The sequence below is a fragment of the Amycolatopsis sp. NPDC051373 genome, from assembly GCF_040689465.1.
In the GTDB taxonomy this organism is placed as follows: Bacteria; Actinomycetota; Actinomycetes; order Mycobacteriales; family Pseudonocardiaceae; genus Amycolatopsis.
This window is the reverse complement of sequence record NZ_JBFBAE010000002.1, coordinates 161,031-176,388: the sequence shown is the minus strand read 5'-3', so window position 1 is coordinate 176,388 and position 15,358 is coordinate 161,031. Positions and strand designations below refer to the sequence as shown.

At 70.1% G+C, this 15,358-nt stretch carries 13 protein-coding genes and 1 pseudogene; 11 read left to right on the top strand and 3 right to left on the bottom strand.

Going from position 1 to position 15,358, the window contains the following annotated elements; all coding sequences use genetic code 11:
- From AB0383_RS04355 to AB0383_RS04345, 3 genes and pseudogenes are all read right to left on the bottom strand, one after another.
- Window positions 1–322: pseudogene (locus AB0383_RS04355) on the bottom strand (hypothetical protein); the annotation flags it as partial.
- Window positions 316–1,437: an MFS transporter gene (locus AB0383_RS04350; RefSeq protein ID WP_366185143.1), complete on the bottom strand. Its 1,122-nt coding sequence runs from the start codon at window positions 1,435–1,437 to the stop codon at window positions 316–318. The gene AB0383_RS04350 and the pseudogene AB0383_RS04355, both read right to left, overlap by 7 nt.
- Before the next feature lie 31 nt (window positions 1,438–1,468).
- Entirely contained in the window at window positions 1,469–1,930 is a 462-nt protein-coding gene (locus tag AB0383_RS04345) for a carboxymuconolactone decarboxylase family protein (RefSeq protein WP_366185141.1), read from the bottom strand.
- 381 nt (window positions 1,931–2,311) lie between these two features.
- Here AB0383_RS04345 and AB0383_RS04340 point away from each other — a divergent pair, with 381 nt between their 5' ends.
- From AB0383_RS04340 to AB0383_RS04290, 11 genes are all read left to right on the top strand, one after another.
- The gene (locus AB0383_RS04340; RefSeq protein ID WP_366185139.1) at window positions 2,312–2,791 is read left to right on the top strand and encodes a pyridoxamine 5'-phosphate oxidase family protein; all 480 of its coding nucleotides are present in this window, start codon (window positions 2,312–2,314) and stop codon (window positions 2,789–2,791) included.
- A gap of 26 nt (window positions 2,792–2,817) precedes the next feature.
- Window positions 2,818–3,819, top strand: a complete 1,002-nt coding sequence (locus AB0383_RS04335; RefSeq protein WP_366185522.1) for an alpha/beta hydrolase family protein — start codon at window positions 2,818–2,820, stop codon at window positions 3,817–3,819.
- Window positions 3,819–3,980: a hypothetical protein gene (locus AB0383_RS04330; RefSeq protein WP_366185137.1), complete on the top strand. Its 162-nt coding sequence runs from the start codon at window positions 3,819–3,821 to the stop codon at window positions 3,978–3,980. Before AB0383_RS04335 ends, AB0383_RS04330 begins: the two co-directional genes overlap by 1 nt.
- Window positions 3,981–4,017: 37 nt before the next feature.
- Window positions 4,018–4,566 (top strand): hypothetical protein, encoded by a 549-nt coding sequence (locus AB0383_RS04325; protein WP_366185535.1) that lies wholly within the window; start codon window positions 4,018–4,020, stop codon window positions 4,564–4,566.
- Entirely contained in the window at window positions 4,490–4,978 is a 489-nt protein-coding gene (locus tag AB0383_RS04320) for a zinc-binding dehydrogenase (RefSeq protein ID WP_366185520.1), read from the top strand. Before AB0383_RS04325 ends, AB0383_RS04320 begins: the two co-directional genes overlap by 77 nt.
- 588 nt (window positions 4,979–5,566) lie before the next feature.
- On the top strand, window positions 5,567–8,287 hold the full coding sequence (locus tag AB0383_RS04315) for a Pls/PosA family non-ribosomal peptide synthetase (protein WP_366185517.1): 2,721 nt from the start codon (window positions 5,567–5,569) through the stop codon (window positions 8,285–8,287).
- A 14-nt stretch (window positions 8,288–8,301) separates the two neighbouring features.
- Window positions 8,302–11,547, top strand: a complete 3,246-nt coding sequence (locus AB0383_RS04310) for an amino acid adenylation domain-containing protein (RefSeq protein WP_366185135.1) — start codon at window positions 8,302–8,304, stop codon at window positions 11,545–11,547.
- A gap of 22 nt (window positions 11,548–11,569) precedes the next feature.
- Window positions 11,570–12,574, top strand: coding sequence for a TauD/TfdA family dioxygenase (locus AB0383_RS04305; RefSeq protein ID WP_364176391.1), 1,005 nt, complete (start codon window positions 11,570–11,572; stop codon window positions 12,572–12,574).
- Window positions 12,571–13,641, top strand: coding sequence for a 2,3-diaminopropionate biosynthesis protein SbnB (gene sbnB / locus AB0383_RS04300; protein WP_366185133.1), 1,071 nt, complete (start codon window positions 12,571–12,573; stop codon window positions 13,639–13,641). Before AB0383_RS04305 ends, sbnB begins: the two co-directional genes overlap by 4 nt.
- Before the next feature lie 25 nt (window positions 13,642–13,666).
- Window positions 13,667–14,653, top strand: a complete 987-nt coding sequence (gene sbnA, locus AB0383_RS04295) for a 2,3-diaminopropionate biosynthesis protein SbnA (protein WP_364176386.1) — start codon at window positions 13,667–13,669, stop codon at window positions 14,651–14,653.
- Between the two features lie 49 nt (window positions 14,654–14,702).
- Entirely contained in the window at window positions 14,703–15,053 is a 351-nt protein-coding gene (locus tag AB0383_RS04290; protein ID WP_366185130.1) for an extradiol dioxygenase, read from the top strand.
- The last annotated feature ends 305 nt before the right edge of the window (window positions 15,054–15,358 follow it).

The following is a 15,358-nucleotide window of genomic DNA, read 5'->3' as shown; positions in this document are numbered from 1 at the left end:
GCGCGCTAGATCGCCGCGGCCTGTCAACCCCCCGGCCCCGCCGCCCGGGTGGTCGGCGGCCCGGCTGTGTCAGGCCGTCACGCGGCCGGGTGTCGAGGTCGACGTCCTTGGTCTCGGGGCCGAGCACCGCGCCGGCCACCGTGCACACGGCGCCGATGGCCAGCAGGACCACCACGCCGTACTCGTAGCGGATGACCTTCCCGAGCCCGATGAGCATGAACGAGTACAGCCCGGGGACGATCACCGCGAGCGTGAACCCGATGCCGTAGCCGGAGGCGCGCACGCCGACGTGGAACCGCTCGCACAGGTACGGGATCAGCACGGCGTTGGGCGCGACGCTGATGCACAGCGCGACGGTGAAAAGACCATCGCCATCCAGAACGGCCCGCCGGAGCCCAGCGTGCGCAGCATGCCGATCACACAGCCCACGGACACGGTCCCCGTCAGGATTCCGCACACGATCAAGGTCCTGCGGCGGCCGAACCGCTGTCCCCACGCGCCGAGGAGCAGGTAACAGGGGAAAAGCACCACGTTGGCGGCCAGGATGCCCCAGATCACGCTCCGGCTGGACAGGTGCAGGTAGGAGATCAGGAGGCCGGACGGCGCGACGGTGAGCATCTGGATGGCGAACCAGATCCCGGTCATGAGCAGGAAGACCTGCCCGAGGCTGCGCAGGTTGTCCCCGCGGAACAGCTCCCGCAGCGGCGATCGGGTCTTCGCCGCCTGCTCCTCCTTGGCCTTGTTGGCGGCCCACGCCTGCGACTCGGCGGTCTTGCGGGCGTAGGCGAACAGGACGAACGCCATCACCGCGCCGATCAGGAACGGGATCCGCCAGCCCCAGGTGGCGTACGCCGACGTCGCCGAGCCGCTCGGGAACACCACCACGAGCACCGCCGTCAGCAGTGACACCGCGACGTAGGAGACTGGCCAGGCCGACGCGATGAACCCGCCCACGATCCCGCGCCGGGACTTCTCCGCGGACTCCATGGCCAGCGGGTTGGCCCCGGTGTATTGCCCGCCCATGAAGATCCCGCCGAGCAGCCGCAGCAGCAGGACGCCGGCGAGCCCCCAGATGCCGACGGCCTCGTAGCCCGGGAGGAACGCCACCAGCAGGACCGTGAACCCCATGCCGACCGAGCACACGACAGTCGTGCGGCGCCGGCCGAGGGTGTCGGCGAGGTGGCCGAAGATCACGCTGCCCATCGGCCGGCCAAGGAACGCGGCGGCGAACGTGAGGAACGTGAGCGTCGACTTCGTCTGGGGTGGCAGCGTGGACGGGAGGAAGTACTCGATGGCCGGCCCCAGCGCGATCACCGGGAGCATGATCTCCCAGTAGTCGACGAGGAGGCCGTAGAAGGCGGCGCGTGCTGTTCGCTGCCCGCTCGTTTCGGCTTTCGTGCCGGGAAGGGTGGTTCGCCCGGCGGTGGAGGTGGACATCATGGTTCCTTCGGGGAGTCGGAGGGGCCGGCTACTTCGAGAGGACCGGCTTGGACCGGCCGGGGACCATGCCGGTGGTGATGGCCAGCCGGGTGAACGCGTTGATCGTGATGACGGCGAGGACGACGTCGGCCAGTTGCCGCTTGTCGAAGAACTTGCCCGCCAGCTCCCAGGTCTCGGCGGGAACACCGCGGCCGGCGATGAGCGTCATGGCTTCCGCGAGTTCGAGCGCGGCGCGTTCCTCGTCGGTGAACTCCGGCGATTCTCGCCAGACGGAAAGCGCGTAGATCCCGCGCTCCTCTTCGCCGTGTTCACGGGCGTCGCGCGTGTGGACGTCGACGCAGTAGGCGCAGCCGTTGATCTGCGCCACCCGGATCTTCACGAGTACGTGCAGGGTGTGGTCGATCGAGGACGTCGCCAGGTACTTCTGCATGGCGAGCATCGACTTGTACGCCTCCGGAGCGACGGCGGAGTAGTTCATGCGCTCGGTCACTGCGATCTCCCGGTTTCGTTCGCTGGGCTTGCCGGCCAGCTGTCGGGCTACCTGGAGAGGTAACATCCTGGATTTCCCAGGTCCAGGTATTGTTGACCGGAGACACTAACCTCGGCATCTTCGGCCGGGACCTGGAATTCTTGTGTGCAGAACGGTTGCGCGCCGAACCGGTCCACGGAGCCGGTCGGGAAGTGGACCAGGTGCCGGCGCCGGAATCCGGCTAGCGTCGCGGGAGGCGACCGGCGAACTCGGCGCCGACCGGGCAGGGAATCGGCGCCGGGATCCTCCGCTGGTTCTGCTCAGAAGAATTCCACACTTCTCCGCGCCGGCACGCGGTTGAGTGTCGGGCAGGCCCAAGAGATACGTAACGAGGTGTTTTCCGTGCCCACGATCAGCCAAGAAATGACCGACGTCATCGAAGCCGCGAAACTGATGTTCGTCGCGACCGTCCGTCCTGACGGGACTCCCAACGTCTCGCCCAAGGGCTCGGTGCGCGTGCTCGACCCCGAACACCTGATCTTCATGGACATCGCTTCGCCGCAGACCGTGGAGAACCTGCGCCACCAGCCGGCGATCGAGGTCAACGTGGTGGATTTTGTCGCCCGCAAGGGTTTCCGCTTCCGCGGCACGGCCAAGATCCTCGACGCGGGACATCCGGGTTTCGAGTGGATCCGCGCGTGGCTGGTGTCGAAGCACAGCGACAGCCAGCCGACCAACCACGCCGTGAAGATCGCGGTCGGCGAGGCGGCTGAGCTCCTGTCGCCCGCGTACACGGTGGACCATGTGCCGGAGGCCGACGTCCGCAAGGGCTGGCTGCGCAACTACGGCCTCGCCGAGGCCACGTCCGAAGCCGGCGTATAGCCGCCCATTCCCCTGAAGGAGCCGGAGTGTCAGTTTTTGTTCTCGTGCATGGTTCGTGGCACGACGGGTCGTCGTGGGCCGAGGTGGCCGAGCATCTGGAAGAGCTCGGGCACGAGATGCACAGCCCGACCGTCGCCGGCCACGGCGCCGGAGCGCCACGGGAGGTGACCCACGACGATTGCGTGGCCTCGATCACGGACTACGTCGACCGGCACGACCTCGCCGGCTTCGTCCTCGTGGGACACAGCTGGGGCGGGAGCGTCATCGCCCGCGTCGTCGAACGCTTGCCCGACCGGGTGCGGCGGCTGGTGTTCCTGAACGCCTTCGTCCCCCGCGAACGGGACGAGCGTGCTGGACAACGCTCCGCCCGCCTACCAGGAGCTGTTCCCGATCCTGGCCGCGCAGTCGAGCGACAACACGGTGATGCTGCCGTTCGAGGTCTGGCGCGACGCGTTCATCGGCGACGCCGACCTGGCCCGGGCCCGGGAGACCTACGAGATGCTCACCCCGGAACCGCTCGGTCCGACGGTGGAGAAGCTGGACCTCACGAAGTTCTACGCGTTGACCGACGTTCCCCGCAGCTATGTCCTGTGCGGCGAGGACTCGGCTCTTCCGCCGGGCGACCCCGAGCACGGCTACCTGGCCAACGCCCGTCGGCTCGGCACGTTCCGGCTGGTGACGCTCGAAGGTTCGCACGAGGTCATGTTCACCGACCCGGCTCTGCTGGCGCGCAAGCTCGAGCTCGCGGGTCGCGACTGATCAGGTTCGACGGTTTGTCGCCGCGTCCGCGTGGGCCGGGCCCCGCGGACGCGGCGACGTTCCCACCCGGGCGCCGGGTGGGCTGGAAGAACGAGAAGCTGCAGGGCGAAGGGCGAAGCCGAGCTGGTTTTCCGGGAGCTGGGACCGGCCGACGATCCGCGGGTGACGAAGGACCTGCTGCCGTTGCTGCGGCGGCTGCGGCCCGCGTTGTCCGGCGAACTGTTCGAAGAGCTCGTGACCGAAGGACACGAGCAACGGCGCCCGGTTGATGGGCGAGCTGAAGACGCTGGGCCGGCGTGGCGGGTGCGTCCGGCTGGAGCTCGACTCCGGCGTCGCCAACCCCCACGCACACCGGTTCTACCTCCGCCACCGGCTGGACATCACGGCATTCCACTTCGCCGGGCCGGTGGAGCTCGAGAGCCGGGCTTGACCCGCGTCGGCACCGATACCCTTCAGGAGGAGAAAACGTGCGTGCGGCCTACGTCGAACGGCTCGGTGGCGTGGCGGAGATCCGCTTCGGCGAGCTGCCCGAGCCCGTGGCCGGCCCGGGTGATGTCGCGGTGGATGTCGTTGCGACGTCGGTGAACCCGGTCGACACCTTTATCCGTTCCGGGCTGTACGTGACGGAAGTCCCGCTGGCGCTGGTGCTCGGCCGGGACCTCGTCGGGCGCGTCGCGGCAGACGCCCGAGGGTTCCGGGCCGGTGAATGGGTGTGGTGCAACAGCCTCGGCCACGCGGGGCGCCAGGGCGCGGCCGCCGAACGCGCGGTGGTGCCCGACGGCCGGCTCTACCGCGTGCCCGAGGGCGCCGACCCGCTCGACGTCGTCGCGATGGCGCATCCGGCCGCCACCGCGTACCTGGCTCTGGTCACCTTCGGCCGCGTGCTGCCCGGCGAGACGGTGCTGGTCGCCGGGGGCGGCGGGAACCGTCGGCGGCGCGCTGATCGAACTGGCGGCCGCGGCGGGCGCCCGGGTCTTCGCGACGGCGTCGGCTGCCGACCTCGGCCGTTGCCGTGACTTGGGCGCCGCAGAGGTGTTCGACTACCGCGACGAGCGGCTGTCCGAGAGGCTCGCGTCCGCCGGGCCGGTCGACCTGTTCGTCGACACCTCCGGTCGCAACGACCTGGAGGCAGCGGTGCGCCTGCTGGCCCGGCGCGGCCGCATCGTGCTGCTCGCCGGCGCCCGCAGCCGCCCCGTGCTGCCGGCCGGCGAGCTGTACATGCACGATCGCTCGGTCCTCGGCTTCGCCATCTCGAACGCGACGACCGCCGACCTCGCCGACGCCGCCGCGGCCTTGAACCCCCGCTTCGCCGCAGGCGGCTTGCGTCCGCGGCGGGTGGAGCACCGCGCCCTCGCGGACGCCGCGGAAACGCACCGCCGCCTGGAACGCGGCGAGGTGCGCGGACGCGTGGTGCTGCTGACCCCGTAGGCAAGTGTCCACGGCGGACACAACGCGCGCTCCGGACGCCCGGCGGCTCCCGGATCACATTCGTGCAACACCGCGAATAGTGTGATTCCGGCGGGTTGGAGTATTTCATCCCCCGTTTGTTCCTCGCTCAGACTGGCCGGTTACGGACAGTGAAGATCAAATTCACGACGGTGAATGATCAAATCGCGGTCACCGCTTGAAAAACAAATCTCGAATCGCTGTAACGGCCCGGTCGGAAAGGCTGATCGACCGGGGTCAGTCCTGAGCTTGAACTCGACGCGACGAGCTCGGCACCGTGCGCGAACCACCTGGTGGATCAAGGAGAGTGCGCGCCGGATCGCTCGGCCGACCCGGTTGCCGTTGAAATTCTCCACTACCTCGGAAGAGGTTCTCGGGAGAACTCCGAACCAGGGGACGTAATGTGCCCGTAAGGACCGTTTTGGGGTCGACGGCACGCGGATGGGGATTACAGTGGGTGGCGAACGGACTCGAGACGATGCTGGTACGTCCGGCCGGTCGGGGACGTGGAGGTGGGAGAATAGAGGTGGGAAGACCCAAGCCCGGGGCCTGGGGGAATCTGACGAATTCCTGACGGGGGACTGGGCAGAATCTCGACGGGGGAGTGGCAGGCACGCCATCACCCCCGACCGTACGGAGCGCGTCTACGCCGAGGTGCTCGCGGACGTGGCGAAGGTCGACGAGGTGTCGGCCGAGAGCCACTTCTTCGACGACCTGGGCGTGAACTCGCTCGTGATGGCGCATTTCTGCGCGCGGGTCCGCAAGCGGGCGGACGTGCCGTCGGCGTCGATGAAGGACGTCTACGCCAACCCGACCGCGCGGAGTCTCGCGACCGCGCTCACCGTCGACGAACCAGCCGAGGCGGAGCCGGCGGCCGAAGCACAGGTCCGGGACCAGGGCGCACAACAGAGCCTGGTGGAGGCTCCTGACCTCCCCCGCGCCGGCGCGGTGGCGTACGTCCTCTGCGGACTGCTCCAGTTCGTGACTTTCCTGGGTTATTCCTATCTCGCCGCACTCCTGGTGGTACGCGGTGCTTCGTGGGTCTACGCCTCGGCGAACCTGCTGGAGGTCTACGTGCGGCTCGTGCTGTTCGGCGGTGCGAGCCTGATCGGGCTGTGCCTGCTGCCGGTCGTGGCGAAGTGGGTGCTCATCGGCCGGTGGAAGCCGCAGCGGATTCGTGTGTGGTCGCTTGGCTACTTCCGGTTCTGGCTTGTGAAGACGCTGGTGCAGCGGAATCCGGTGGCGCTGCTGTTCCTGGGCTCGCCGCTGTACGTGCTGTATCTGAAGGCACTGGGCGCGAAGATCGGCCGGGGAGTCGCGATCTTCTCGCGCAACGTGCCCGTGTGCACCGACCTGCTCACCATCGGCGCGGGCTCGGTGATCCGGAAGGACTCGTTCTTCACCGGCTACCGGGCCGAAGCCGGCGTGCTCCAGACCGGTTCGGTGACGCTGGGCAAGGACGTGTTCGTGGGAGAGTTGTCGGTGCTCGACATCGGCACGTCGATGGGCGACGGCTCCCAGCTGGGGCACGTGTCGTCGCTTCACCCCGGGCAGGCGGTGCCGGCCGGTGAGCGCTGGCACGGGTCGCCGGCGCTGCGCGCGGAGGCGGACTACCGCGGGGTCGGGCCCGCGCGGTGCGGCCGGGTGCGCCGGTTTTCCTACTCTGTCTCGCAGCTGCTGACCATGCTGCTCGTGTACCTCCCGTTGGCGGTCGGCGGTGTGGACCTGCTCATCGACAAGGTCGCGCGGCTCAGCACGGTGCTCGGGACCCCCGTGATCGCCTTCGGGAGCTGGGCGTTCTACGGCAAAGCAATCGTGGTCACGTTCGTGATCTTCTTCGGCGTCTCGCTGTTCGGGCTGCTCTTCGTCGCCGTCGTCCCACGCGTGCTCAGCCTCGCGCTCAAACCGGACAAGGTCTACCGCCTCTACACCTTGCGCTACTCGATCCTGCGGGCGATCCGGCTGATCACCAACCTCAAGTTCTTCATGACCGTGTTCGGCGACAGCTCCGCGATCGTGCACTACCTGCGCTACCTCGGCTACCGGATGCCCGACGTCGAGCAGACCGGCTCGAACTTCGGCACGGCGATCAAGCACGAGACGCCGTACCAGAGCTCCGTCGGCAGCGGCACGATGGTGGCGGACGGTCTTTCGATCGTGAACGCCGCCTACTCGAGCACGTCCTTCAAGGTGTCCCGGGCGGCCATCGGCGCGCACAACTTCCTCGGCAACATGATCGTCTACCCCTCCCCGGGGCGGACGGGGGAGAACTGCCTGCTCGCGACCAAGGTCCTGGTGCCCGTCGACGGCCCCGTCCGCGAGAACGTGGGGCTGCTGGGCTCGCCGAGCTTCGAGATCCCCCGCACGGTGGCCCGCGACCACCAGTTCGACCACCTGCGCACCGGCGACGAGTTCCGCCGCCGGCTGGCCGCGAAGAACCGGCACAACGCCGTCACTGCCGCGATGTTCCTGCTGGTGCGCTGGTTCTACTTCTTCGCGGTCATGCTGCTCGGCTGGGCCTCGGTGGAGCTCTACCCGCGCTTCGGGGTCTCAGCGGTGGCGCTGGCCTCGGTCGCCGCGCTGCTGTTCAGCTCCGTGTATTTCACGCTGGTGGAACGCGCGTCCATCGTGATCCACCCGCTGCGGCCGCTGTACTGCTCGATCTACGACCGCCGCTTCTGGCGCCACGAGCGGTTCTGGAAGGCGGCGGCGTCCACAGTGCACGTCCAGGCCCTCAACGGCACCCCGTTCAAGAACCTGGCCTGGCGGCTGCTCGGGGTCAAGGTCGGGAAGCGCGTGTTCGACGACGGCGCGGCGATGCCGGAGAAGACCCTCGTGACGTTCGGCGACGAGGTCACCCTCAACGTCGGCTCGCACGTGCAATGCCATTCCCAGGAGGACGGTGCCTTCAAGGCCGACCGCATCTTCGTCGGCGCGCGCAGCACCGTCGGGGTCGGCGCTTGGGTCCACTACGGAGCGACGATGGGCGAGGGTTCGGTGCTCGCGGCCGACTCCTTCCTGATGAAGGGCGAAGACGTACCGCCGCACACCCGGTGGGAGGGCAACCCGGCCCGGGAGATCCGGCCCGGTCGTGAAGCCGATAGTCGGGTCGCGGCCGGCCGGCACCGGCGACGGGAAGGGCACAACGGCAAGTCGTTCGAGCACTTCGCCGTCGCCGACGGAAAGCGGCGGCCCAGTCCGCGGCGCCGCGTCCCGGACGGACACAAAGAACACAACGGACACGCGATCATCGCCGACGGAACGTGGCGGCCGAGCCCGTGGCCACGGTGAGCGGAGGGGAACACATGGGAGAGCTACCGAGGGCGGACTTCCGGTTCTGGCGTGACGTGCTGGTGGCCGGAGGGGCCACGACCGTGCCGCGCTGGACCTCGGGTTCGGGGGCGGGAGTGGGGACGACGACCGTGCGGCTGCCCGCCCCGGTGGCGGCGGGAGTGCGCCGGCTGGCGCGGGAGCTGGGGATCCCGGGCAGCGCGGTGCTGCTCGCCGCGCACGCCAGGGTGCTCGCCGCGCTGACCGGTGAACGCGAAGTCGTGACCGGCTATGCGACGCCGGCCGGCGCGCCGGTGCCGTGCCGCCTGACAACGGAGCCGGACACGTGGCGGGAACTGGTGACCGAGACGTACCGGGCCGAGTCGCAATTGCTGGCGCACCGGCATTTCCCGGTTGACGAGCTGCGACGCGACCTCGGTGTGCCCGGCCCGGTCACGGAGACCGTGTTCGATCCCGCCGGCGACGGTGAGCTCACCGGGACGACGGTGCTGCGCGTCGGGTTCGCGAACCGTCGCCGGCGCCTCGACGTGCGCTACCGCGCCGACGTGCTCGACGCGGCCGCCGCGGCCCGGATCGCCGGCTACCACGTCGCCGCGCTCGCGCGGCTGGTCGCGGCCCCGGACACCGAACACGCGCCGCAGAGCCTGCTCGCACCCGACGAGCTGCGGTTCCAGCTCGACGGGCTCGCCGGCCCCCGGCGGCCTCTGCCCGACCTGCGCGTGCACGAGCTGTTCGAGCAACGGGTGCGGCGGCACCCGGACGCCCTCGCGGCCGTGCACGGTGAGCACGCGTGGACTTACCGCGAGCTCAACGAGCGGGCCAACCGGCTGGCGCGGGCGCTGCTCGCCCGCGGCCTGCGCCGGGAAAGCGTGGTGGCGGTGGTGACCGAGCGGAACCTCGGCTGGCTCACCGCCGTGCTGGCCGTGTTCAAGGCCGGTGGCGTGTACCTGCCGGTGGAACCGCACTTCCCGCCCGAGCGGATCGCGAAGACGCTGCGGCGGGCCGGCTGCGAACTGGTGCTGACCGAACGCGGCAGCAGCGAGACGCTCGACCACGCGCTGGCGTTGCTGCCCGGCGCGGTGCGGCTGCACATCGAGGCGGCCTGCGCGGAGCACCGGCCCTCGACCGACCTCGGGATCGACGTGACGCCGCGCCAGCTCGCCTACATCTACTTCACCTCCGGCTCCACCGGCGAGCCCAAGGGTGCGATGTGCGAGCACGCGGGGATGCTGAACCACCTGCACGCCAAGATCGACGACCTAGGAATCGCCGAGGGACAGGTCGTGGCGCAGACCGCGCCCCAGTGCTTCGACATCTCGTTGTGGCAGCTGCTGGCGCCGTTGCTCGTCGGCGGGCGGACGCTGATCGTCGAGCAGGAGGTGATCCTCGACGCCGAGCGGTTCGTCGACCGGATCGCGCGGGATCGGGTCGCGGTGGCGCAGGTCGTGCCGTCCTACCTGGAAGCTGTGCTGTCCTTTGTGGAGAGTCATCCGCGCCCGCTGCCGGACCTGCGGTGCGTGTCGGTGACCGGCGAGGCGGTGAAGAAGGAGCTGGTGCAGCGCTGGTTCGCGGCGTACCCGGACGTCAAGCTGGTCAACGCCTACGGCCTCACCGAGACCTCCGACGACACCAACCACGAGGTCATGGACCGGCCACCGGACGCCGGCCAGGTCCCGCTCGGGCGGCCCGTGAACAACGTGCACGTCTACGTCGTCGACGAGCACCTGCAGCCGGTGCCGCTGGGCGCGCCCGGTGAGATCGTGTTCTCCGGCGTGTGCGTGGGGCGCGGGTACGTGAACGACCTCGCGCGGACCCTCGCGGCGTTCCTGCCCGATCCGCACCGGGCCGGCGAACGCCTGTACCGCAGCGGGGACCGGGGGCGCTGGCTGCCCGGGGGCCGGCTGGAATTCCTGGGCCGCCGCGACAGCCAGGTGAAGATCTCCGGCTTCCGGATCGAGATCGGCGAGGTCGAGAACACGCTGCTGCGCGTGCCCGGCGTCGGCGACGGCGCCGTGGTGGTCGCCGAGCGGGACGGCCGGGGCAAGCACCTGGTGGCGTTCTACTCCGCCGCCGAGGCGCTGCCCGGCGAGACGTTGCACGCCCGGTTGAGCGGCTCGCTGCCCGGTTACATGGTCCCGTCGGCGTTCCATTGGCGGGAGCAGCTTCCCTTGACCGCCAACGGCAAGATCGACAAGTTGGCGCTGACCGCGTTGGCGACGGAGCTCGAAGGCACCGAAGAACACCACGACACTCCGGCGACACCCGCCGAGCAGCGGCTGGCGGTTGCGTGGGCCGGCGTGCTCGGCCTCGCGCCGGAGAAGATCGGCCGGCACGACCACTTCTTCGACCGGGGCGGCACCTCGCTCTCGGCGGTGAAGCTGGCCGTCGCCCTGGACCGAGCGGTGTCGCTCGCCGAGATCACCCGGCACCCGGTACTCGCCGACCAGGCCGCACTGCTCGACGACCAGGCCCGCGCCGAGGCCGGCGAGCTGCTGCAGCCGCTCACCGAGCCGGCCGCGGAACCGGACGCCGTGCTCGTCTGTTTCCCGCACGCCGGGGGCAACTCGGTGAACTTCCGGCCGCTGGCGTCGGAGCTGCAGGGGAGCGGGCTCGCGGTGTACGGCGTGGAGCTGCCCGGGCACGACCTGGCCGCCGACCGCGAGGCGTTCGCGCCGATGGTGCGGGTGGTCGACCAGGTCGTCGCGGAAATCGATCACCTCGCGCCGAAGCGCGTGCTGTTGTGGGGCCATTCCTCCGGTGCCGCGTTCGCCTTCGAGACGGCCCGGCGGCTCGCCGGGCGCGGGGTGGACGTGCCTCGGCTGTTCCTGGGCGCGCAGCTGCTCGGCGACGCCGACGAACGGCGCGCCTCGATCAGCGAGCTGGGCCGGCTGAGCAATTCCGCGATCGCCGCGGAGCTGGCCGCGGACAGCGGCGACCCCGCGCTCGGTGCGCTCGACGCGCAGCGGGCCGAGCAAGTCGGCGCGGCGTTCCGGCACGACTGCGTGTCCGCGCACAGCTACCTCGCCTCCGCGCTGGCGAACCCGCCGGCGGAGAAGCTGACCACGCCCGTCACCGTCGTCGCCGCCGACGACGACCCAATCACCGTGGACTTCCGCGATCGCCACGGCGAATGGCGGCTGCTGGCCGAGCACGTCGAGGTGCGTGCGATCGCCGGCGGCGGCCACTACTTCCCGCGCACCAACCCGGCCGAGACCGCGCGGATCGTGCTGCGGGCCGCCGAACCGGTGCTCGTCACGTGAATTCGAGCCGAAAGGACAAGACATGTTTTCCTCAACGTCGGCATCGCTCGCCGAAGTGCGGGTGAGCCCGGGTGGCGTTCCGGTGCTGCCGGCCGAGCCGGGCACCGGTGCGCCGGGCTGGGCGAGCGAACACCGCGACTCGCTGCGTGCCGCCGTCGCCGAGCACGGGTCCTTGCTCGTCCGCGGCCTCGGGCTGAGCGGCGCCGCCGACGTCGCCGCCGTGTTCGAACGCCTGGCCACCGATCTGATGAACGATCGCGAGGCCTTCGCGTCGCGCGAGGTCTACTCGGCCGGGGTGTACTCGTCGTCGGCGTGGCCGCAGAACCAGCCGATGTGCATGCACCACGAGCTGAGCTACCGGCTCGAGGTTCCCGGTCTACTGCTGTTCGCCTGCCTCGGCGCGCCCACCGAAGGCGGCGCCACGGCCGTGTCGGACTCGCCGACCGTGCTCGACGCGCTGCCCGCGGACCTCGTCCGCCGGTTCGAGCAGGAGGGCTGGCTGCTCACCCGCAGCTACAACGACGAGATCGGCGCAACGGTCGCCGAGTCGTTCGGCACCGACGACCGGGCGGAGATCGAGAACTACTGCCGTGCCCACGCGATCGAGTTCGAGTGGCAGGCTGACGGCGGGTTGCGCACCCGGCAGCGGCGCAGCGCGGTGGTGCGCCACCCGGTCACCGGCCGGCGCTGCTGGTTCAACCAGATCGCGTTCCTCAACGAGTGGACCATGGATCCCGAGATCCGCGAGTACCTGGTCGACGTCTACGGGGCCGACGCGCTGCCGTTCAACACCCGCTTCGGGGGCGGCGACCCGATCGGCGAGGACGTGGTGGCGCTGCTCAACCGCGTCTACGAGGCCAACACCGCGCGCGAGCCGTGGCAGGCCGGGGACCTGATGCTGGTGGACAACATCCGGACCGCGCACAGCCGGGAGCCCTTCGAGGGGCCCCGCGAGGTGCTCGTCGGGCTGGCCGATCCGGTGCGGCGGGCCGACCTCGCGCCGAGTGCCGAAGCGGGTGCGAGATGACAGCGATCCGACCCACCCCGGCCCGCGCCGAAACCGGCGGGCCGAACGCGGTGCCCCCGTTCGCCGTGATCGGCGGTGGCCAGGTGCGGCGCTCGCTCGCGGGGCGCGAGCGAGAGATCGTCGAACTGGTGGAGGCCACCTACCGGCTGCACAGCGCGGGCGACACGGTGAACCCGCCGTCGTACTTCCTGCGGTTCCCCGACCGCCCGGCGTCCCGGATCATCGCGCTGCCGGCCTCCATCGGCGGGCAGGTGCGAGTGGACGGGCTGAAGTGGATCTCGAGCTTCCCCGAGAACATCGCGTCCGGTATTCCTCGGGCGTCGGCGGTTCTGATCCTCAACGACCACGACACCGGATACCCGTTCGCGTGCCTGGAAAGCTCCATCATCAGCGCCACGCGGACCGCCGCTCTGGCCGCGTGCGCCGCGACGGCGCTCAGCCAGGGCCGGGCGCGGCCGACGCGGGTCGGGTTCGTCGGGACGGGGCTCATCGCCCGCTACGTCCACACCTTCCTGGCCGGTACCGGCTGGGAGTTCGACGAAATCGGCGTGCACGACCTGTCGGCAGAGAGCGGCGCGGGGTTCCGCGGGTACCTCGAGCGATCGGGGACCGGCGGGCGGATCACGGTCCACGAGTCGGCGGAGTCGCTGATCTCCTCGAGTGACCTGATCGTGTTCGCCACCGTCGCGGGCCGGCCGCACGTGTCCGAACGGTCGTGGTTCGACCACAATCCGGTGGTGCTGCACGTTTCCCTGCGTGATCTCGCGCCGGAGCTCCTGCTGAGCACGGCCAACTTCGTCGACGACGTCGAGCACTGCCTGAAGGCCGGTACGTCGCCGCACCTGGCCGAGCAGCTCACGGGCGGGCGCGAGTTCCTCGACGGGACGCTCGACGACGTCCTGGCCGGACGGGTCTCGGTGCCGGCCGACCGGCCGGTGGTGTTCTCGCCGTTCGGGCTCGGGGTCCTCGACCTCGCGGTGGGCAAGTACGTCTACGACGAGGTGTCCCGGGCCGGCGAGCTGACCGTCATCCCGGACTTCTTCCACGAACTGCGCCGCTACGGCTGACGACAAACCCAGGGAGGGGGTCATCGTGACCGTGATATCCGATCCCACGGACTTCAACGAGGAAGAGCTGTACGTCGATCTCGAGTCGATCTTCGGGCATTCACTCTTCCTCAAGTGCGAGGGGTTCAACTTCGCCGGGTCGATCAAGCTCAAGGCCGCGACCGAGATGGTGGAGGCCGCCGAGTGGCAGGGACTGCTGACGCGGGACTCGATCCTGGTCGAGTCGTCGTCGGGCAATCTCGGCGTGGCGCTCAGCATGGTCGCCGCCAGCAAGGGCTACCGGTTCCTCTGCGTCACCGACTCGCGCTGCAACCTGGCCAGCCGGCGTCTGATGGAGGCGCTGGGCAGCCGCGTGCACATCATCGCGGAGCCCGCCGCCGACGGAGGTTTCCTGGGTGCGCGGCTCGATCTGGTGCGTGAGCTGTGCGCCTCCGACGAGCGTTACGTCTGGCTCAACCAGTACGCCAACCCGGACAACTGGAAGGCGCACTACCGGACCACCGCGCCGGAGATCGCCCGCCAGTTCCCGAAACTCGACGTGCTGTTCGTCGGCGCAGGCACCACGGGCACGCTCATGGGCTGCGCCCGCTTCTTCCGGGAATGGCCCCGACCGGTCCACATCGTCGCGGTGGACAGCGCCGGCTCGGTGACCTTCGGCGGCGCGCCGGGCCGCCGAATGATCCCCGGCCTCGGCACGAGTGTCCGGCCGGCGCTGCTCGACGAGTCCTATGTGGACGAGGTGATCGCCGTCGAGGAGGCCGAAACCATCCGCAGCTGCCACCGGCTGGCCCGCAGCGGGTTCCTCTTCGGTGGCTCCACCGGCACCGTCGTCAGCGGCGCCATGCGCTGGCTCCCCGAGCACGAGGGGCAAGGCCTCACCGCCGTCGCCATCGCGCCGGACCTCGGCGAGCGCTACCTCGACACGATCTACCAGACGAACTGGCTCCAGGACCTCTACGGCGACGACGTGCTCGCCGGCGACGAGATGATCGCGGGCTTCCGGCGGGACTGATCGCCGGTGGAGTCCGGCTTCCGGCGCCGGGGTGTGCGACAGTGACCGCATGCCCATCAGCGGAGCCCACGTGATCGTCTCCAGCCGCGACGCCGAAGCGGACCGCGCCTTCTTCCGCGACGTCCTCGCCTTCCCTCACGTCGACGCCGGCGGCGGCTGGCTGATCTTCAAACTCCCGCCGGCCGAACTCGCCGTCCACCCCGGCGACGGCCCGCCGTCCCACGAGCTGTACCTCATGTGCGACGACCTGGACGCGACGCTGGCCGATCTGGCCGCCGCCGGCGTCACTTGCGCGCCGGTCGAAGAAGAGCGGTGGGGGCGGTTGAGCGGCTTCCGGCTCCCCGGCGGCAGCCAGGTGGGGATCTACGAACCCCACCATCCGCAGGCCACCGATCTCTGAGCTCGACAGCGCGCGAGCTTCTCGAGGTCATGGGCGAGGATCACCGTTTCCCGCGTGGTCCGGTAGCCGAGCGCCACGTTCACGTCGACCATGTACGGGGAATCCCGCTGTACCACCGCGACCACCCGGTGGTCGATCCCGCGTCGGCGACGGTCGGCCTCGGACTCGCGTACGCAGTCGGCGGTCCATCTCGGAAACCGATACGCCGAGCGGCCGAACGGGCTGTCCGCGATCGCGCGCCGCGCCTCGGCGTAGGAGGCCACCAGCTCCTCCGGCGCGCTGCCCTGCCAGGCGTGCAAGCGATA